Annotated in this window: 20 protein-coding genes; 8 read left to right on the forward strand and 12 right to left on the reverse strand. The window is 71.2% G+C overall.

What is annotated here, in order from left to right:
- Positions 1-81: 81 nt before the first annotated feature.
- The gene (locus tag A5481_RS16695; protein WP_048432532.1) at positions 82-1230 is read right to left on the reverse strand and encodes a sensor histidine kinase; all 1149 of its coding nucleotides are present in this window, start codon (positions 1228-1230) and stop codon (positions 82-84) included.
- 274 nt (positions 1231-1504) lie between these two features.
- Between A5481_RS16695 and A5481_RS16700 the strand changes: the two genes are divergently transcribed.
- Positions 1505-1714 carry a hypothetical protein gene (locus tag A5481_RS16700; RefSeq protein ID WP_053082261.1) on the forward strand — a complete coding sequence of 70 codons (210 nt, stop codon included), beginning with the start codon at positions 1505-1507 and terminating at the stop codon, positions 1712-1714.
- A 5-nt stretch (positions 1715-1719) separates the two neighbouring features.
- Here the strand turns inward: A5481_RS16700 and A5481_RS16705 are convergent, their stop codons facing one another.
- Complete coding sequence (locus A5481_RS16705; protein ID WP_197514199.1) at positions 1720-2106, reverse strand: winged helix-turn-helix transcriptional regulator; 387 nt, start codon at positions 2104-2106, stop codon at positions 1720-1722.
- Positions 2107-2203: 97 nt separating this feature from the next.
- Here A5481_RS16705 and A5481_RS16710 point away from each other — a divergent pair, with 97 nt between their 5' ends.
- Positions 2204-3220: a zinc-binding alcohol dehydrogenase family protein gene (locus A5481_RS16710; protein WP_048432530.1), complete on the forward strand. Its 1017-nt coding sequence runs from the start codon at positions 2204-2206 to the stop codon at positions 3218-3220.
- Positions 3221-3355: 135 nt separating this feature from the next.
- On the opposite strand, the gene A5481_RS16715 is transcribed toward A5481_RS16710, so the two are convergent.
- The 5 genes from A5481_RS16715 to A5481_RS16735 form a co-directional block, all read right to left on the reverse strand.
- Positions 3356-3799 carry a hypothetical protein gene (locus A5481_RS16715; RefSeq protein ID WP_048432529.1) on the reverse strand — a complete coding sequence of 148 codons (444 nt, stop codon included), beginning with the start codon at positions 3797-3799 and terminating at the stop codon, positions 3356-3358.
- A gap of 29 nt (positions 3800-3828) precedes the next feature.
- Positions 3829-4185 (reverse strand): hypothetical protein, encoded by a 357-nt coding sequence (locus A5481_RS16720; protein ID WP_048432528.1) that lies wholly within the window; start codon positions 4183-4185, stop codon positions 3829-3831.
- Positions 4186-4320: 135 nt separating this feature from the next.
- Complete coding sequence (locus A5481_RS16725) at positions 4321-4536, reverse strand: hypothetical protein (protein WP_048432527.1); 216 nt, start codon at positions 4534-4536, stop codon at positions 4321-4323.
- Positions 4537-4673: 137 nt separating this feature from the next.
- Positions 4674-5894 (reverse strand): LL-diaminopimelate aminotransferase, encoded by a 1221-nt coding sequence (locus A5481_RS16730; protein ID WP_048432526.1) that lies wholly within the window; start codon positions 5892-5894, stop codon positions 4674-4676.
- A 192-nt stretch (positions 5895-6086) separates the two neighbouring features.
- Positions 6087-6425: a hypothetical protein gene (locus tag A5481_RS16735; RefSeq protein ID WP_048432525.1), complete on the reverse strand. Its 339-nt coding sequence runs from the start codon at positions 6423-6425 to the stop codon at positions 6087-6089.
- A 205-nt stretch (positions 6426-6630) separates the two neighbouring features.
- On the opposite strand from A5481_RS16735, the gene phaC reads away from it, so the two are divergent.
- Entirely contained in the window at positions 6631-8424 is a 1794-nt protein-coding gene (phaC, locus tag A5481_RS16740) for a class I poly(R)-hydroxyalkanoic acid synthase (protein ID WP_048432524.1), read from the forward strand.
- Positions 8425-8535: 111 nt separating this feature from the next.
- Here the strand turns inward: phaC and A5481_RS16745 are convergent, their stop codons facing one another.
- Entirely contained in the window at positions 8536-9834 is a 1299-nt protein-coding gene (locus A5481_RS16745; protein ID WP_048432523.1) for an OmpP1/FadL family transporter, read from the reverse strand.
- A gap of 416 nt (positions 9835-10250) precedes the next feature.
- Between A5481_RS16745 and A5481_RS16750 the strand changes: the two genes are divergently transcribed.
- From A5481_RS16750 to A5481_RS16770, 5 genes are all read left to right on the forward strand, one after another.
- Positions 10251-11135, forward strand: a complete 885-nt coding sequence (locus A5481_RS16750) for a fumarylacetoacetate hydrolase family protein (protein ID WP_048432522.1) — start codon at positions 10251-10253, stop codon at positions 11133-11135.
- Positions 11136-11186: 51 nt separating this feature from the next.
- A complete protein-coding gene (locus A5481_RS16755) occupies positions 11187-11813 on the forward strand; it encodes a response regulator (RefSeq protein WP_048432521.1) in 627 nt (208 codons plus the stop codon).
- A 221-nt stretch (positions 11814-12034) separates the two neighbouring features.
- The gene (locus tag A5481_RS16760) at positions 12035-12400 is read left to right on the forward strand and encodes a septal ring lytic transglycosylase RlpA family protein (RefSeq protein WP_048432520.1); all 366 of its coding nucleotides are present in this window, start codon (positions 12035-12037) and stop codon (positions 12398-12400) included.
- Between the two features lie 122 nt (positions 12401-12522).
- Positions 12523-12762 carry a hypothetical protein gene (locus tag A5481_RS16765; RefSeq protein WP_048432519.1) on the forward strand — a complete coding sequence of 80 codons (240 nt, stop codon included), beginning with the start codon at positions 12523-12525 and terminating at the stop codon, positions 12760-12762.
- A 503-nt stretch (positions 12763-13265) separates the two neighbouring features.
- Complete coding sequence (locus tag A5481_RS16770) at positions 13266-14741, forward strand: methyl-accepting chemotaxis protein (protein WP_048432518.1); 1476 nt, start codon at positions 13266-13268, stop codon at positions 14739-14741.
- A gap of 49 nt (positions 14742-14790) precedes the next feature.
- Here A5481_RS16770 and A5481_RS16775 read toward each other — a convergent pair whose 3' ends face one another.
- From A5481_RS16775 to A5481_RS16790, 4 genes are all read right to left on the reverse strand, one after another.
- Positions 14791-15828, reverse strand: a complete 1038-nt coding sequence (locus A5481_RS16775; RefSeq protein WP_197514200.1) for an NADP-dependent oxidoreductase — start codon at positions 15826-15828, stop codon at positions 14791-14793.
- A gap of 58 nt (positions 15829-15886) precedes the next feature.
- Positions 15887-16633: a DUF1223 domain-containing protein gene (locus A5481_RS16780; protein WP_048432517.1), complete on the reverse strand. Its 747-nt coding sequence runs from the start codon at positions 16631-16633 to the stop codon at positions 15887-15889.
- 40 nt (positions 16634-16673) lie between these two features.
- On the reverse strand, positions 16674-17654 hold the full coding sequence (locus tag A5481_RS16785) for a lipid A biosynthesis lauroyl acyltransferase (RefSeq protein WP_048432550.1): 981 nt from the start codon (positions 17652-17654) through the stop codon (positions 16674-16676).
- Positions 17655-17808: 154 nt separating this feature from the next.
- Positions 17809-18831 (reverse strand): zinc-binding dehydrogenase, encoded by a 1023-nt coding sequence (locus tag A5481_RS16790; RefSeq protein ID WP_048432516.1) that lies wholly within the window; start codon positions 18829-18831, stop codon positions 17809-17811.
- Positions 18832-19051: the final 220 nt, after the last annotated feature.

Genomic DNA, 19051 nt, shown 5'->3' on the forward strand with positions numbered 1-19051 from the left:
CTGCCGCGAGCGTAGTGCAAGAGAAGCGGCCGTGGGAAGCGGCTCGCCGCGGGGACCCCGAAATAATCCCCGCGGTCCGGGCTACGCCGCCGCGAGATCGAGCGTCAGGGCGAAGCACGCCCCCTTCGCACCCGATACCTGCAACTCCCCGCCGAGCTGGCGGGCAAGCCCGTGGATCACCCGCATGCCGAGGCTGTGGCGGGCGGCCCCCGCGTCGAAATCCCCGGGCAGGCCGACGCCGTCGTCGGAGACGCTCAGGCGCACCTTGTCGGCGCCGTCCGGCCAGGCCTCGACCCGCACCGGACCGTGGGCGCCCGGATAGGCGTACTTGATCGCGTTGGTGACGAGCTCGTTGACGAACAGCCCGAGCGGGATCGCGAGGTCGGCCGGGATCGGCATGGCGGGGGCCTCGCAGGTGATGGCGTGGCCGGGCGCGCTCTCGCGCAGCTTCTCGCACAGGGCGCCGAGGAAGCCCGACAGCTCCACCGCCGCGAGGTCGGGCTGGCGCCAGAGCTGGTCGTGGACCTGGGCCACGGCCTCGACCCGCGAGCGGGCATCGGTCAGGGCGTCGCGCGCCTGCTGGCTCTCGGTGGTGCGGGCCTGGAGCGAGAGCAGGCCGGCCACGGTGGCGAGGCTGTTCTTGACCCGGTGGCTCATCTCGCGGGTCAAAAGCTCCTGCCGGTCGAGGGCGGCCTGGAGGCGGGCCTCCGATCGCTGGCGCTCGATGGCGCCGCCGAGCAGGTTGGCGAAGCCCTGCATGAAGGCGATGTCGGCCTCGTCGAACTGGCCCTCGCGGGTGTCGTCGACCTCGAGCACGCCGAAATCGCCCTCGCGGTTCCGGATCAGCACGTTGAGCGCCCGGCGCACGCCGTGATCGGCCATCAGCTGCGGGGTGCGGAAGCGGCGCTCGTTCTCGAGGTGGTTCGAGATCACCGGTCGGCCGGTCTTGAGGGCGTAGCCCGCCGGCGAGGCGAGGTCGGCCCCGACGAGCGCGTGGCCGACCACGTTCGGCCCCCAGCCGACGCCCGCGATGACGAGCAGCGTGTCCTGGCCCGGCTTGTACTCGAGCGCCTTGCAGAACTGCGCCGACATCCCGTCCGCGCACAGCTCGGTCGCCCGCTGCAGGAGCCGGCCGAGATCGTCGGCGCGCAGGGCCTCGACGCCGAAGTCGGACAGGATCTTCTGCTGCTTGAGGCGGTAATCGAGATCCGAACGGCTGAGCTCCGCCATCGTGCGTGGTCCTGTCCTTTCCCTGCGCAAGGTGCGGGGTCTGTCTGGAATCGGGGCCGTCAGCGTGGCCGCGGCATCCGGATCAGTGGGTTCACGTCTGCCCGGGTGGGTCAAGCATGCAGGTGCGCGGTGCCAGCATGCCGCATCGCGCCATTGCCGGAAATCCTAGGCCCGGAAACCCACCGTTTGCCGGCCCCCTCCGAAAGCGGATCTGTCCGCCTCCCGCACGACGCCCATATGGTGCGGTGCAGTGCCCACAGAGGAGCGCGGATCGATGCTGCGCCTCATCGCCTTCGGCATCCTCGCGGCAGCGGCCGCGACGATCGCGGTCGCCCTCCTGCGGCCGCCCGCCTCGCGGGCGCAGCAGGCGGCGGAGTATTGCCGGCCGCCGCTCAAGTTCGCCGCCGGGGCCTGCGTCGCCCAATGCCCGGCCGGCTACGAGGATACCGGCCGGACCTGCGTGTTCCGCAACATGTCGCGCTAGAACCGTCAGGCTGCGCGCGACCCCGCCTCGGGCGATGCCTCCGGCGTCGCGTGGGCGTCGCCCCAGGCCTTGAGCGCCCGGATCACCGGCGCGAGGCTGCGGCCGCGCGCGGTCAGGCGGTACTCCACCCGCGGCGGCACCTCGGCGTAGACCGTGCGGTGCACGAGCCCGTCCGCCTCCAGCTCGCGCAGCTGATTGGTCAGCATGCGCTGGGTCACGTTCGGCATCCGGCGGCGGAGGGCGCTGAAGCGCAAGGCTCCCTCGGGCTCGGGCACCTCGTCGAGCAGGTGGTAGAGGATCACGCCCTTCCACTTGCCGTCGATCAGCTGCAGCGTCGCCTCGACGGCGCAGCCCGGGCTGCAATCCAGGCTGCGGTGCCGGGTGCGGGCCATCACGGTATCCTTTTCGACACTAGGGGCGCTGCATGTGCGTTCTTGCGCACCGGGAGGGTAGCGGTCATCTCCGGCGTCGTCATCAAGGAGCCCGCCCATGCGCGCCGTCGGTTACCAGACCTCCCTGCCGATCGAGGACGAGGCCGCCCTCCGGGACATCACCCTCCCCCGCCCGGAGCCCGCGGGCCGCGACCTCCTGATCGAGGTCCGGGCGGTGTCGGTGAACCCCGTCGACACCAAGGTGCGCCGCCGCGCCGCCCCGGAGGCCGGAAGCTGGAAGGTGCTGGGCTGGGACGCCGCCGGCATCGTGGTGGCGGCCGGCCCCGAGGCGACGCGGTTCCGCCCCGGCGATGCGGTGTTCTACGCCGGCGCCCTCGAGCGGCCCGGCACCAACGCCGAGTTCCATCTCGTCGACGAGCGCATCGTCGGCACCAAGCCGGCCTCGCTCTCCTTCGCCGAAGCCGCGGCGCTGCCGCTCACCGCGATCACCGCCTGGGAGACCCTGTTCGACCGCCTCGACGTGCGCAAAGCCGTGCCGGGGGCGGCCGATGCCGTCCTCATCGTCGGCGGCGCCGGCGGCGTCGGCTCGATCGCGACCCAGCTCGCACGCCAGCTCACCGACCTGACGGTGATCACCACGGCCTCGCGGCCGGAGACGCAGGAATGGAGCCGGTCGCTCGGCGCCCACCACGTGGTCGATCACGGCGCGTCGCTGGCCCAGGGCGTCGCCGCGCTCGGGATCGGCGCCCCGGGCCTGGTCTTCTCGACCACCCACACCGACAGCCATCTCGCGGCGATCGCCGAGCTGATCGCGCCGCAGGGCCGGCTGGCGCTGATCGACGACCCGGCGACGCTCGACGTGTCGATCCTCAAGCGCAAGAGCCTGTCGCTGCACTGGGAGTTCATGTTCACCCGGCCGATGTTCGGCACGGCGGACATCGCCGCGCAAGGCGCGCTGCTCGACGAGGTGGCGCGGCTCGTCGAGGCCGGGCGCCTGCGCACGACCCTGGCCGAGCATTTCGGGCCGATCACCGCCGCGAACCTGCGCCGGGCGCACGCCCTCCTGGAAAGCGGGCGCGCGAAGGGGAAGATCGTGCTGGAGGGCTTTGCCTGAGGAAGTTCGGGAGGACGCCCCCGACCCGGCGGTCCTGACACCATGCATCGTCATCCCGGGGCCGCGCAGCGGAACCGGGGATGAGCCTGTGTGGCGGGGACGTCGATGACTGACGATCGAGGCGGTCCGCTGCCGTCAGCGCATCACCTGCCGGTATGCGCGGTGCGTCTTCGCACGGGCGTGATACCGGTGCTTGACCGCATTCCGGGCCCGCGCGCTCCGCACCCGCGGCGCGTAGCCGGGCTCGCCATAATAACCCGCCGGCGCGTAGCCGTACCCCGGCGCCTGGTACTGGTAGGCGCGCACCGGCCGCATCGGGGCCTGGATCGCGTCGTAGGGGCCGTGCCCGGTCCGCGCCCGGTAGGCCGCGCCGGCGAAGTCGCCCGGGGTCGGCGGCGTGCCGGGCTGCGAGAAGCTGGTCTCGGGCCGGTAGGCCGGACCCCACCCGATTCCGTCGTCGCCGGCCGGGTCCGGACCCGGAATCCCGGTGACGTAGCCGACGCTCTGAGCCGCGGCCGGCAGGGCGGCGGCGACGCAGGCGAGGCCGAGCAGGCCGGCCGCGAGGAGGCGTGCGCGCATGGACGGTATCCTTCTCCCTGGGTGCGAAATCAGTAGGCCCGGCTGCCGAGGACGTAGTCGGCCATGCGGTGCGGGCGGTTGAGCGGGCCCTCGCTCACGGCGTCGTTGTAGTAGCCGAAGCCGGTCGGCCCGAAGGCGCCGCCATTGGTGACGGCCGCGACCGGCACCGCGCGGATGGCCACCAGCCCGGTCGGGCCGACCGGCATTGGTCCGACGATCACTCCGGGCGAGACCTGCAGCACGACGGGGCCGGGCGCGGCGGCGCGGTTGTAGATGTCCGGCTCGACGGCGGGTGGGCGCACGCGCACGGGCAAGGGCGACTGTGCGAGGGCCGGACCCGAGAGGCCGACCAGGGCGGCGAGCGGCAGGATGAGACGACGGTCCACGCGGGGCATCCTCCGGTGACGGATGCCGGATCAACGCATGGTGAGCGGCGCCCGGTTCCAGGGCGCGGCGTGGTGTCCGGGTCGAGACCGCGACGGCCCCGAGCCGATGTCAGCCCCGAAACGCGAGTCCCGGGCTCACCCCTTGGTGCGGACCACGACCTCGCGCTCGCGCTGCACCCGCTCGCAATCGGCCCAGTAGCCGTTGAGCAGCACGGGCGTCGAGGAACAGCGATAGGCGACGTCGGGGCCGGGGGCCGGGACGGGGTCGCGGGCGATGATCGGGTTCGGCGCGCAGGCGGCCGGCAGGGCGGCCGCGGCGGCGAGAACGACGAGCTTCAGCGAGCGACGCATCGGATACCCAGGGTGGAGCGGAACCTTGGCCGCACCCTGACGCCGTGCAGGCGCCGGATCAACCCGGGGCCGGGCCGGAGGGCGGCCGGGAGCGCGATTGCGCCTCCCCTGTCGCCCCCCGGCCACAAGTCGTGCGGTCAGCCGACCTTCTGCATCGGCACGATGTTGTGCAGGGTGCGGTCGGCATTGTCGAAGAAGCGGCGGATGTTGCGCGCCGCCTGGCGGATGCGCTGCTCGTTCTCGACCAGCGCGATGCGCACGTAATCGTCGCCGTGCTCGCCGAATCCGATGCCCGGCGCCACCGCCACGTCGGCCTTCTCGACCAGGAGCTTCGAGAATTCGAGGCTGCCGAGGCCGCGGAAGCGCTCCGGGATCGGCACCCAGGCGAACATCGAGGCCGACGGCACCGGGATGTCCCAGCCGGTCTTCTGGAAGGCGTCGACCATCGCGTCGCGGCGGCGGCGATAGGTGGCGCGCATCTCGTGGATGCAGTCCTCGGGGCCGTTGAGCGCCGCGGTGGCGGCGACCTGGATCGGCGTGAAGGCGCCGTAATCGAGGTAGGATTTCACCCGGGTCAGCGCGGCCAGCAGGCGCTCGTTGCCGACCGCGAAGCCCATCCGCCAGCCGGCCATCGAGAAGGTCTTGGACAGGGAGGTGAACTCCACCGCCACGTCGATCGCCCCCGGCACCTGCAGGACGGAGGGCGGCGGGTTGTGATCGTCGAAATAGACCTCGGCATAGGCGAGGTCGGAGAGCAGGATCAGCTCGTGCTTCTTCGCGAAGGCGACGAGGTCGCGGTAGAAGTCGAGCGAGGCGACGTAGGCCGTCGGGTTCGAGGGATAGCAGACCACCATCGCCACGGGCTTGGGGATCGAGTGCTGCATCGCCCGCTCGGCCGCCGGGAAGAAGGCCGGCGTCGGCTCGGCCGGGACGGACCGGACCACGCCGCCGGCCATCAGGAAGCCGAAGGCGTGGATCGGGTAGCTCGGGTTGGGCACCAGCACCACGTCGCCCGGCGCCGTGATGGCCTGCGCCATGTTGGCGAAGCCCTCCTTGGAGCCGAGGGTGGCCACGACCTGCGTGTCGGGGTTGAGAGAGACGCCGAAGCGGCGCTGGTAATAGTGTGCCTGGGCGCGGCGCAGGCCCGCGATGCCCTTCGAGGCCGAGTAGCGGTCGGTGCGCGGCTTGCCGGCGGTCTCGACCAGCTTCTCGATCACGTGGCGGGGCGCGTCCAGGTCCGGGTTGCCCATGCCGAGGTCGATGATGTCGGCGCCGTTGGCGCGGGCGGCGGCCTTGATCCGGTTGACCTGCTCGAAGACGTAGGGGGGCAGTCGCTTGATGCGGTGAAAATCGGTCATGGCCGGGTCCTGGATCGGCGCCGCCGCTGCGACGCGCGTGTCACACACGCTGTCTAGAGTGGTTTTCGGGGAAGAGGAAGTTCGCGGGAGCGGGAACTTCCGGGGGGTGGACTCGCGCTGCGGGGCCCCCGGGTCGCAGGGCTTGCGTCACCTGGGCTTGCGTCACCCGGGCTTGCGCCAGCCGGCCTTGCGTCACTCGGCCGGCAGCACCCTGGGCGGCGCCGGCGGCTTGACCGCCCCGCCGACCTTGGCGGCGTCCCGGCCCTTGGCCTCGTTGCGCTGGCGGCTGGCATCGAGCTCGGCCTCGAGCTGCTGCACGCCGGCCGCCGACTTGGCACGGGTCTCGCGGGGCGGGGCCGAGACGCCGACCGGCAGGAAGTCGCCGTTGCCGCGGCGCGACTGCACCACGAAGTCGGGTGCCGCGACCTCCTTCGGCCCGAAGCCGGCCGATTTCGCGGCGTCGCGCACCGAGGCGCCGTCGAGGACGCAGCCGCCGGTCAGGAGGCAGGCCGCCAGGGGGGCGAGGAGCATTGCGGCGCGGAGGGGGTTGGGCGAAAGGGATTTGGGCGAAAGAGCGGGGAACGCGGGCATGACGTCTGGGAAACCTTGCGCGAGGGCACCGTGGCGGTGAGGAAACCCGGTCCGGTCATCTGGCGGAACCGGCGGTCTGGGACGATATCTTGTCGGAAAGGCGGCTCGTCACGGCGAGCAGCGGACAACAGGGAGGAGAACGCGCGTGACCGCTGAGAGGAGTACCGCGCCGGTCGCGGATGTGGAGGCCCTGTCGCGCAATGCGGGCCTGATGACCGAGCAGTTCAGCCGGGCGCTCGCCGCCTACGCCAAGCCGCTGGAGGACGGCAAGCCGAACACCGCGCTCGCCGAATCGGTGACCGAGGTGGTGCGCACGCTCGGCACCGTGGCCGAGAAGTGGTTCACCGACCCCCAGAAGGCGATGGAGGCCCAGAGCCTGATCGGCGGGCAGTTCCTGGCCCTGTGGGGCTCGACCCTGCAGCGGATGCAGGGCGAGACCGTGACGCCGGTCGCCCTGCCCGACCCGAAGGACAAGCGCTTTGCCGCGCCCGAATGGTCGTCGAACCCGGTCTTCGACTTCCTGAAGCAGGGCTACCTGATCACCACCCGCTGGGCCGAGATCCTGGTCGACGAGGCCGAGGGGCTCGACGACCACACCCGCGCCAAGGCGCAGTTCTACGTCCGGCAGATCTCGGGGGCGATGTCGCCGTCGAACTTCCTCGCTACCAACCCGGAGCTGATCCGCGAGACCTTCCGGGAGAACGGCGCCAACCTCGTGCGCGGCATGAAGATGCTCGCCGAGGACGTCGAGGCCGGCGGCGGCGAGCTGCGCGTGCGCCAGACCGACCAGGGCCAGTTCAAGGTCGGCGTCAACATGGCGAGCACCCCCGGTGAGGTGGTGTTCCGCAACGACCTGATCGAGCTGATCCAGTACGCGCCGCAGACCGAGACGGTGCTGAAGCGCCCGCTGCTGATCGTGCCGCCCTGGATCAACAAGTACTACATCCTCGATCTGAACAAGGACAAGAGCTACATCGGCTGGGCGGTGAGCCAGGGCCTGACGGTGTTCGTGATCTCGTGGGTCAACCCGGACGCGCGCCACGCGACCAAGGACTTCGAGAGCTACATGCGCGAGGGCGTCTTCGCGGCCTTGGAGGCGATCGAGCGGGCGACCGGGGAGCGCGAGGTCTCGGCGGTGGGCTACTGCGTCGGCGGCACGCTGCTCGCCGTGACGCTCGCCTACATGGCGGCGGTCGGCGACGACCGCATCGCGAGCAGCACCTTCCTGACCACCCAGGTCGACTTCACCCATGCCGGCGACCTCAAGGTCTTCGTCGACGAGGCGCAGATCCGCTCGATCGAATCCGGCATGAAGGATCGCGGCTATCTCGAAGGCGCCAAGATGGCCAACGCCTTCAACATGCTGCGGCCGAACGACTTGATCTGGCCCTACGTCGTCAACAACTACCTGAAGGGCAAGGCGCCGCTGCCCTTCGACCTCCTGTACTGGAACTCCGACGCGACCCGGATGCCGGCCGCCAACCACTCGTTCTACCTGCGCAACTGCTACCTCGACAACAAGCTGTCGCGCGGAGAGATGATGCTCGGCAACGTGCGTCTCGACCTCGGCAAGGTGACGATCCCGGTCTTCAACCTGGCGACCCGGGAGGACCACATCGCCCCGGCGCTCTCGGTCTTCGAGGGCTGCCGCGCCTTCGGCGGCCCGGTCGACTACGTGCTGGCGGGCTCCGGCCACATCGCCGGCGTGGTCAACCCGCCGGCCAAGCCCAAATACGGGTACTGGACCGGGGGCCCCGCCCACGGCACGCTCCAGGACTGGATCTCGGCCGCGACCGAGCACACGGGCTCGTGGTGGCCGCGCTGGTTCTCGTGGCTCGAGCAGCAGAACGGCGAGCGGGTGCCGGCGCGCCGGCCCGGCGGCGACGCCCTGCCCTCGCTCGGCCCGGCACCCGGGACCTACGTGCTCGAGAAGGCGTGACCGAGAAGACGCGACGAAGAGAAAGGCCCCCGGGAGGCGATCCCGGGGGCCTTTCTCATTCACCGGCTGGTCGGGTCTCAGTACTTGCCCACCATCAGTAGTTGCCCACCATCAGTACTTGCGCACCAGCGGCACCGGGATCGGCGCCGGGGCCGGCGGGTTGTCCCAGCGGTACTTCAGGCCGACCGAGACGATGTCGGCGCTGGCGTCGGTGGTGCCCAGGAAGGCGAGCGGCGCGGTGTAGAGCGGCTCGCCCGGCACGATCGCGATCCGGTTGCGGCCGCCGACCGAGAACAGGTGCTGGTAGGAGACGTCGAACTGGATCTTCTCGCTGTAGCGGTAGCTCGCGCCGACCGAGGCGAAGTAGCGGTCGCCGTCGGGCAGGCGGGTCGAGCGGTTCGAGATGTCGATCGGCGACTGCTCGTAGGCGAAGCCGAGGCGACCGGTCCATTGCGGGGTGAAGTCGTACTCGGCGCCGACCGAGTAGTAGAACCCGTTCTTGTAGTTCAGCGGCAGCGCCGTCACCGGCCGGCCGAGCGCCAGCGAGACGATGGCCGGCGAGCCGAGCCGGGTCCAGTTGTCCCACTCGAAGCCGAAGTTCAGCCGGAAGTCCTGCGTGATCGCCTGGGTCAGGCCGACCGAGACCTTCTCGGGGGTATTGAGCGAGGCGCGGATCCGGCCGATGCCGAAGGCCGAGCCCTCGAGCTGGTGGTTGATCGACGAGCGGTAGCCGACGCCGACCGTGGTGCCCTCGGACAGGCGCGCGACCACGCCGGCGGTGAAGCCCCAGCCCCAGTCGTCGCCCTTGACGAAGGCCGTGTTCGCCCCCGGGGTGATGCCGGTGGCCTGGCGCAGCGTGAGCTTGAAGTATTCGAGCACCGGCCCGGCGGCGACCGACAGCCAGTCGTTCACCTTGTAGCCGATCACCGGATTGAAGTTCAGCGAGAAGATCTTCGACGAGCGGCTGTAGGTCTGGCCGGCCCAGACCGGGTCCGGCTTGGTGATGAGGCCGAACGGCGCGGCGCCGGACAGGCCGATGAACAGCCGGTCGTTGAGCTGGTAGTTCGAGTAGGTGGCCGGCAGCACCGCGGCCTGGCCGATATCGCCCGAATTACCGAGCCCGATCAGCGGCGGGAAGGTGCCGGTGGTCGGCGTGATGGTGGCCGAGGGCGCCACCAGGGTGGCGTTGAAGTCCGAGTTCCAGCCCGGCTTCATCGTGACGACGGCCGGGTTCCAGAACATCGAGGACAGGCCGCCGGAGCCCGAGGCCGCACCCGCGAAGGCCAGGCCCATCGCCTGCGCGCTCTGCTCGCGCAGGCCGAACGCCGCCGCGTGCGCCGCCCCGTGGGTGCCGGCCATCAGCGCCACCGATGCGCCGGCCAGCAGAGCCGCCCTCCTCAAACCCGTCATGACGTTACCTCGACACCCGAAACCATGTGCCGCGCGGCTTCCGTGGGCGCCCGCAGCTTGGGCGGAATGATGCGGCAGCAGGCAGTCGATTCGCAATCCCGCCCGATCGCAAGCATCGTCTAAAATATTATTTCGCTTTGGCGTATACAATCCGCGCAAAACATGACAAGCTAAGCTTAGTTGATCATCTTTTTTCTCCCTGTCGCGTATATCCGCCAGCCGGTTCACATGTCCCTGTCGGCCCTTGCCGGCTGCGCCGACACGCTTTCGCCCCAGATGTGACGAAACTGCAACTGGGATGTGTCTCCGCTCGCGCGCCTGCCGGCTTGCGGCGGTCCGTTGCGGGCGCCAATGTCCCGGCCGACGCGGAATCCCGGCCCCGGCCGTCCGGGCCCGGACCTTTCGGGAGAGAACCAATGAAGCTTGTGCGCTGGGGCGAGAGCGGTGCGGAGAAGCCGGGCCTCGTCGACCGGAACGGCGCGATCCGCGACCTGTCGGGCGTGATCCGCGACATCGCCGGCCCGTTCCTCGCCGCCGACAGCCTCGCGAACCTGCGCGCGATCGACCCGGCCACCCTGCCCGAGGTGCCGGCCGGCACGCGGCTCGGCCCCTGCGTCGGCCACGTGCGCAACTTCATCGCCATCGGGCTCAACTACGCCGACCACGCCGCCGAGACCGGCTCGCCGATCCCGGCCGAGCCGATCCTGTTCAACAAGGCGCCGTCCTGCATCGTCGGCCCGAACGACGACGTGATCCTGCCCAAGGGCTCGGCGAAGACCGACTGGGAGGTCGAGCTCGCCATCGTGATCGGCAAGCGCGCCTCCTACGTCCATGCCAACGAGGCGCTGGACTACGTCGCCGGCTACTGCGTCTGCCACGACGTGTCCGAGCGCGAGTTCCAGCTCGAGCGCGGCGGCACCTGGACCAAGGGCAAGGGCTGCCCGACCTTCGGCCCCCTCGGGCCGTGGCTGGTCACGCCGGACGAGATCCCCGACGTGCAGAATCTCGGGATGTGGCTCGACGTCGACGGGCAGCGGATGCAGACCGGCTCGACCCGCACGATGATCTTCGATTGCCGGCAGATCGTGTCCTACCTGTCGCATTTCATGCTGCTGGAGCCCGGCGACGTCATCACCACCGGCACGCCCCCGGGCGTCGGCATGGGCATGAAGCCGGCCCGCTTCCTGAAGGCCGGCGAGGTCGTCACCCTGGGCATCGAGGGTCTGGGCGAGCAGCGCCAGACGATCGTCGCCTTCGACGACTGGACCGCCAAGGTCTCCGCCGGCCAGCCGACCAACTGATTTCCCCTGCGGCCCGCGGCGAGGCCGCGGGCCCGACCCCCGGAGGCCACCGTGCGCGTGCTCGTCGTCGACGACCATCCGATCGTGCTGCAGGGCTGCCGCCGGGTGCTGGAGGATGCGGGCGTCGAGACCGTGCACGAAGCCACCGGCATCGCCGCCGGCTACCGCCGCTTCCGCCGCTTCCGCCCCGAGATCGTGGTCGCCGACCTGACCTTCCAGGGCGCGTCGCTGAGCGGCCTCGCGCTGATCCGGCGGATCCGCTCGGTGGCGCCGGGGACCCGGATCCTGGTGTTCAGCATGCACGACGATCCGGAAATCGCCGCGCGGGCCCTCGAGAGCGGGGCGGCCGGCTACGTGCTCAAGGACACCGCCTCGTCGGAGCTGCACCTCGCCTTCGAGCGGGTGCGCGACGGCGGGACCTACGTCGCGCCCTCGCTCGCCGCCGAGGTCGACCGGCTGCGGCGCGAGACGCCGGCGCCGCCGCCCCTCACCCCGCGCGAGCGGCAGATCCTCGATCGCCTCGGCGCCGGCCGCGCGCACGGGGCGATCGCCGAGGAGCTCGGCCTGAGCTACAAGACCGTCGCCAATGCCTGCACGCAGCTGCGCCGCAAGCTCGGCGCCCGCACCCTCGCCGACCTGATCCGGATCGCCCTGCGGGAGGCGGCGCGCGGCACGTGATCCCGCCCGCCGCGCCAACCTTGGCCGCAAGGTGGCGCAGGTGTCGCCGCCGGTCCGGTGCCGCTCCACCTGCGAAGACAGTTAACGGATGTAAACCCGGCAAATCCTTGAGAACAGCGCTCCGCAGTATACGGGAGGTGATCGCAATTTTCACTGTTCCATAATGTCGCCTTCTTCGGTTTTATGTTGCGCCGCACCAAGCAACAGAACGGGAATGCGAGATGGTTTCGAAGGCAAAGCTGGCGATCATTGCTCTTGCTGCGGCGGGTGCCGTCGGGGCGACGCTACAAGCCAGCACGCCCGCCGAAGCCCAGTCCGGCCGTGCCTCCTGGTACGGGCCCGGATTTCAGGGCCGGCGCACTGCAAACGGCGAGCGCTTCAACACGCACGCCCTCACGGCGGCGCATCGCCGCCTCCCCTTCGGCACCCGGGTGCGGGTGACCAACACGGCGAACGGCCGCTCGGTCGTGGTGCGCATCAACGACCGCGGCCCCTATGTCGGCGGCCGGGTGATCGACCTGTCCCAGGCCTCCGCCCGGGCGATCGGCATGTCGGGCCTCGCCCGCGTGCGCCTCAGCCGCCTCTGAGGCCGGCCGCGTCGGCGCCGCCGCGGGAGCGGCGCCCGTCAACGGCCGCGCTAACCCATTGTGGCCAGGATCGTATGGCCTTTACCGCGCTCCCCCTTCCCATCTCCCGAAAGAGAGACGTCGTGCTCCTGCGCTCCACCCTCATCCTCGCCCTGACCGCGGGCGCGGCCCTCGCCGAGCCCGCCGCGATCGACCGCACGGTGCTGAAGCAGTACTGCACCGGCGATTACCTGACCTATTGCGGCAACCTCTCGCCGGACGGTCCCGAGGTGCAGGCCTGCTTCCGCCAGAACAAGGCCAAGCTGTCGCCGAACTGCCAGGCGGCGATCGCCAGCTACGTGAAGGCGCAGCGCCGGAGCTGACGGCGTTCCCGGTCACGATCGTGCGAGATGGGGCCGGGCCTCGACCCCGTGTCCTGGACGGCGGCGCGGCGCCGATGCGCCGCGAACCGCGAAAGCCCGCTTCCGGCGCCGCGATACGGACCCGGTCGCATTCATTCCAATACTATTGCGCGCAAGAAATTTGCGAAGTCGATGTCGAGTTGCGCTTCCCGGTGCAGATGCGAGGCTGCCCCGACAATGGCAGGCGAGCACATGACCGTCACTTGCCCGTCCGCTTCTTGCCTCCTCGTGCCTCGCCGCGTCCTGTAAGGACCCGGGACGACGAGCGCGACTGCGACGCTTCTTTAGGGCAGGTTGTCCCGGGCCGCCGGATTTCGGCGAGATCTCTGCACTCGTTACCTCATCGGCACGACCTGGAGATAGGACTGTTTTCTTCTTCAATTCACAACGGCAACTTGCTTCTTCATGAATCGATAACGCTTGCGGCGCATCGTTCGCGGCACCCGATACCAGAGACCCATGCCGTGTCCCTCCTCCAATCGCGTCACGCCGCGCTGCTCTCAGCCGTCGACCGGTCGCAAGGCCGGATCGAGTTCGACCCGTCCGGGACGATCCTGGACGCGAATGCCTGCTTCCTGGCGCTGACCGGCTACACCCTCGCCGAGCTGAAAGGCCGGCATCACGGCATGCTGATGCCGCCCGCCGAGCGGGAGAGCCCGGACTACGCGGCATTCTGGCAGGGCCTGCGCGAGGGCCGTTTCGAGTCCCGCGAGTTCCGCCGCATCGCCAAGGACGGCCGCTCGATCTGGATCCAGGCCTCGTACAACCCGGTCCTCGACCGCCGCGGCCGGGTCGTGCGGATCGTGAAGCTCGCCTCCGACATCACCGCCCGCAAGGAGCACGACGCCTACCTGGCCGGCCAGATCGCCGCCCTCGACCGCTCGCAGGCGGTGATCCACTTCACCCTCGACGGCACGATCACCGCGGCCAACCCGGTCTTCCTCGACGCGCTGGGCTATACCCGCGACGAGGTGGTGGGCCGCCATCACAGCCTGTTCGTGCCCGAATCCATGCGCACAGGCGCGGATTACGCTGCGTTCTGGCAGGCCCTGGCCGCCGGCCGGCACCATTCCGGCGAGTTCCACCGCGTGGGCAAGGACGGCAGGGACGTCTGGATCTTCGGCGCCTACAACCCGGTCCTCGACCTCGACGGCAAGCCCAGCGCGGTGGTGAAGTTCGCCACCGACATCACCCGGCAGGTGCTCGACCGCGAGCGCCGCGGCGCCGGCCACCGGGCGATCGAGGCGGACATCGCGGCGATCACGGTCGCGGTCTCGGAGGTCTCCGAGCAGGCCCGGGCCACCACGGCGGAGGCGGCCCAAACCTCCGGCAACGTCGAGGCGGTGGCCGCCGGTACGGAGGAATTCGCCGCCTCGATCGCCGAGCTCGGCCGCCATGCCGAGGATGCCCGCACGGCCTCGGGCGAGGCGGTGCGCAAGGCCCAGGATGCCGGCGGCATCGTGGCGAGCCTGACGACCGCCGCGGACCGGATCGGCGAGGCGGTGTCGCTGATCCGCTCGATCGCCGACCAGACCAACCTGCTGGCCCTCAACGCCACCATCGAGGCGGCGCGGGCGGGAGACGCCGGCAAGGGGTTCGCGGTCGTCGCCGCCGAGGTCAAGGCGCTGGCCGGCCAGTCGGCCCGGGCGACGCAGGAGATCGGCACCCAGATCGACGCCGTGCAGGGCGCGACCAGCGAGGCGGTGGCGGCGATCGAGGCGATCATCTCGGCGATCCGCTACGTGAGCGAGATCTCGGTCGGGGTGTCGAGCGCCATCACCGAGCAGGCCGCGGTGACCCGCGACATGTCGGTCAACATGCAGAACGCCGCCCGCAGCGTCGCGTCGGTGCGCCGGAACATGGAGCGGATCACCCATTCGGCCGGCGGCGTCGACACCTCGGTTCGTCAGGTCGCCCAGGCGGCGCGCGCGCTTCTCTGAGCCGTGCGCGCGTTGCCCTGAGGGGCGGGCGCCGCGCCGGGTCGCACCGTCACCCGACGAAGATCAGGCGCTTGCCGCGGTTCTCGCCGCGATAGAGCGCCGCGATCGCCCCGGGGGCGGCCTCGATTCCCTCGGAAACGTCCTCGTCGAGGACGAGGCGGCCCTGCCCGTACCAGCCCGCCAGGGCCGCGATCGCCTCCTCGAACCGGTCCTTGTGGTCGAGCACCACGAAGCCGCTCCAGACGAGGCGCCGGGTCAGGATCTCGCGCTCGACGCGGGGGCCCGTCGGCACCTCGGCCCAGCTCGCCACCGAGGCGGTGCCGCACTGGACGACGCGGCCGCCGACCGCCATCCGGCGCAGGGCGGCATCGAGGATCGGGCCGCCGACATTGTCGAAGTAGACGTTCACGCCCTCGGGCGCCTCCCGGGCCAGGGAGGCGGCCCAGTCGTCGGTCCGGTAGTTCCAGGCGGCCGCGTAGCCGTAGGCCTCCCGGCAGCGGGCGACCTTGGCGTCGTCGCCGGTAAGCCCGACCGCGCGGCAGCCGAGATTGCGGGCGATCTGCCCGACGAGGCTGCCGACCGCGCCGGCGGCGGTCGAGACCAGCACGGTGTCGCCGGGCCGCGGCCGGCCGAGCGCGGTGAGCCCGAGATGGGCGGTGAGCCCGTTGAGGCCGAGGAGCCCGGCATGGGCCGAGAGCGGCACCGCCTCGGCGCAGCGGCGGAAGATCGCCGAGACCGGCACCGCGGCGTAATCCTGCCAGCCGAACCAGCCGTACAGGAACTCGCCCTCGGCGACCTCGGGGCTGTTCGAGCGCACCGCGACGCCGACCGCCAGCGCCCGCATCGGGGAGCCGAGGGGCACGGGCTGCGAATAGTTCGCCTCGGCGCTGGCCCAGCCGCGCTGGGCCGGATCGACCGAGAGGTAGAGGTTGCGCACCAGGACCTCGCCCGGGCCCGGCTCGGGCACCGGGACGGCGTCGATCGCGAAGTCGTCGGGTTGCGGGATGCCGGCGGGCCGCCGCGCGAGCAGTACCCGGCGGTTGCGGTCGGGCAGGCCGTAGGCGGGAATCTGGGTCGGGCCGGTCAACGCTCGTCTCCTCCTGCGGTCCGGCCGCGCGCCGGCCGCTGCACCCCGGGACCTTGTGCTACAGGCCCGGGCCCTTGGCGGCCCCGAGGATGCGCCCCGGCCCGTTATTGTCGGCCTGGAGCACCAGCACGTAGGAATCGGCGTCGGCCGCCGCCAGCGCCGAGCGGGGCACGTCGTAATGGGCCGGCGCCCCGCGCCAGCTTCCGACATGGTGCATGGCGCGCACCACGTTGCGGTAGGTGACGGTGCGGCCCCGGTTCTCGCCCCGCCCGATCGCGACCTCGCGCAGGCGGGCGACCGGCAGCAGCCACAATTCGGCGGTGCGGCCGGCCTCCGCCGACGGGCCGACCTCCACGGCGAGCCCGTCCGGCCCCGCCTCGGCCCGGATCGGCACCGGCAGGCTCGCGGCGGTGCCGGGATCGCGGATGCTGCGCTCGAGCGCCGCCCGGTCCGAGCCGACCACCGTCGCGGCGCCGTTCACCACCGCCTGCGGGGTGAAGACCTGCCGGTCGCCGCGCATGCCGGCATAGGCGCGCTGGCGCGCGGTGAACGAGGTGCTGGCAAGCGTGTCCTTCCAGCCGAGATAGTCCCAGTAGGTGACCGGCAGGGTCAGGGCGATCACGCCGGGATCGCGGGCGAGCTCGTTCACCAGCCGGTCCGCCGGCGGGCAGGCGGAGCAGCCCTGGCTGGTGAACAGCTCGACCACCGCCCGCGGCGCGACGTCCCCGGCACCCGCCGGGGCGGGAAGGCCGAGGCAGGCCGGGGCCAGGCCGGCGAGCAGGCGGTGAAGGGCGGCGCGTCTCATGCCTCATCAACACCCGGCGGGCGAGCGGACGGAAGTCACGTTAGCTTGAGGCTTGAGGCTGGGCGGTCCGGACCGCGGAGGCCCGGAATGCTGCCGGCAGCATCGCCGGGCGCCAGCGCCGGTGCATCCACAGCCACTGCTCGGGATGCTCCCGCACCCAGGCCGCGATCACGTCGGTCATCGCCTGCATCGCCCCCTGCACGTCGATCGCGCCGCTCGCGTCCCGCGGCAGGTCGAGGGCGGGGGTCAGCTCCAGGCGGAAGCGGCCGCCGGGCAACCGGATCACCCGCACGCCGTGGACCGGGCAATCGTAGTGCCGGGCGAGCTTGGCCAGCAGCGGGTTGACCAGGGCCGGCTGACCGAGGAAATCCACCACCACCCCGCGGGTGAAGTGCTGGTCGACCAGCATGCCGAGATGGCCGCCGCGCTCCACCACGCCCTGCATCCTGAAGGCGGCGCCGGGCCCGGCGGCGGTCAGGCCGCCCATGGTGGCGCGGCGCACCTCCTGCACCAGCTGCGCCGCGGCCGGGCTGTTCGGCGGGCGGAACACCGCGCTCGCCTCCAGGCCGAAGCGGGCGGCGCAGATCGCCGGCAGCTCCCAGTTGCCGAGATGGGCCGAGAAGATCAGGCCCGGCTTGCCGTCGTCGCGCAGCGAGAAGAAATGCTCGATGCCCTCGACCTCGATCCGCCCCGGCGTCGCGGCCTGCGGATCGTAGTCGAAGATCTCGGCGAGATGCGCGTATTCGGCGCCGGTGCGGCCGAGATTGTCCCAGGAGCCCTGCGCGATGGCGGCGATCTCGGCCTCGCTCTTCTCCGGGAAGGAGCGGCGCAGGTTGGCGAGCGCCGTGCGGTGCGAGGGCAGCCGCGGCCCGAGGCCCCGGGCGATCGCCGCTCCCGCCGCCCCGGCCCGCGCCGGTCCGAGCAGGCGGGCGAGCGCGAACAGGGCGCGGACCACGAAGACCATCGGCAGGCCGGCGAGGCGGGACAGGGCGCGGTAGAGCCTCAGCTTCAGGCGCAGCACGATGATCTCACGAAGCAATCCAGGCGGAGGAGCGGGCAGGGAGGCGCGATCGCGCAGGGTTGTCACCCCCTGCCCGTCGCCTCTTCTCGCGCCGGATGCGTTTGCGCAAGGGCGCGGGGGTGATCCCCGCGCGCTTCGTCGACGGATGTGGCCTTTAGAGCGTGACGAGAATCTTGCCGAACACCTTGCGCGATTCGAGCCGCTCCAGCCCCTGCGCGAAATCGGCGAGCGGCAGCACGGTGTCGATCACCGGGGTGATGCCGTCCGCCATCTTGTCGAGCGCATCGCGGATGTTGGCGATGCGGCAGCCGAACGAGCCGGTGATGCGGTATTGCTGCTGGAACAGCTGCATCAGGTTCATGGTGGTCGAGACGCCCGACGTCGAGCCGCAGGTGACGAGCCGCCCGCCGCGCTTGAGGCACAGCAGCGAGCCGTTCCAGGTCTCCGGCCCGACATGCTCGAACACCACGTCGACGCCCTTGCGCTTGGTGGCCTTGCGTACCTCGCCCTCGAAACGCTCGGTGCGGTAGTTGACGACGTGGTCGGCGCCCAAGGCCTTGGCCTTCTCGCCCTTGGCATCGTCGCCCACCGTGGTGAACACCGTGCAGCCGATCGCCTTCGCCATCTTGATCGCCGTGGTGCCGATGCCCGAGCCGCCGGCATGGACCAGGATGGTCTCGCCCGGCTCCAGCTTCGCGTTGTCGAACAGCATGTGCTGCACGGTGCCGAAGGCGATCGGCGCGCAGGCGGCGTCGGTGAAGCTGACGCCGTCGGGCACCCGCACCACGAGGCGCGCCGGCAGGTTGACGTAGTCCCGGGCGAAGCCGTCGACGTGGAAGCCGAGCACGCCGCCGACCTCCTCGCACAGGTTGTCGCGGCCCTCGCGGCAGGCCCGGCACTTCCCGCAGGTGAGCGCGCCGTAGGGCGCGACCTTGTCGCCGACCCTCAACCCCTCGACGCCCTCGCCGAGCGCCGCGACCTCGCCGGCGGCCTCGGCCCCGACGGTGAGCGGCAGCTTGCGCTTGGCGAAGGCCATGCCGCGAAAGCCCCACACGTCGATGAAGTTGAGGCCGACGGCGCGGACCCGGATCTGCACCTCGCCGGGGCCGGGGGCGTCCAGGTCGGGGACCTCGGTCAGGCGCAGGTCGCGGTCGCCGAAGAGCTGGAGGGCTTTCATCAGGGTCCTATCGTGTCTCGCCGGGCAGCCTCGCGGCCTCGGCCCGGGACCGGGCGCGATCGTCGCGAGGCTCGCGCGATCCCCCTCTCCCGTGTGGGAGAGGGGCTAGGGGTGAGGGTGGTACGGTGCCGGGTGAAACGTCGACCGTTCCGCTGCCATCACGACGGCGACTGCTTTACTCAGGACCGTAGCACCCTCACCCCTACCCCTCTCCCACTCG

The organism is Methylobacterium platani (assembly GCF_001653715.1).
GTDB classification, from domain to species: domain Bacteria; phylum Pseudomonadota; class Alphaproteobacteria; order Rhizobiales; family Beijerinckiaceae; genus Methylobacterium; species Methylobacterium platani.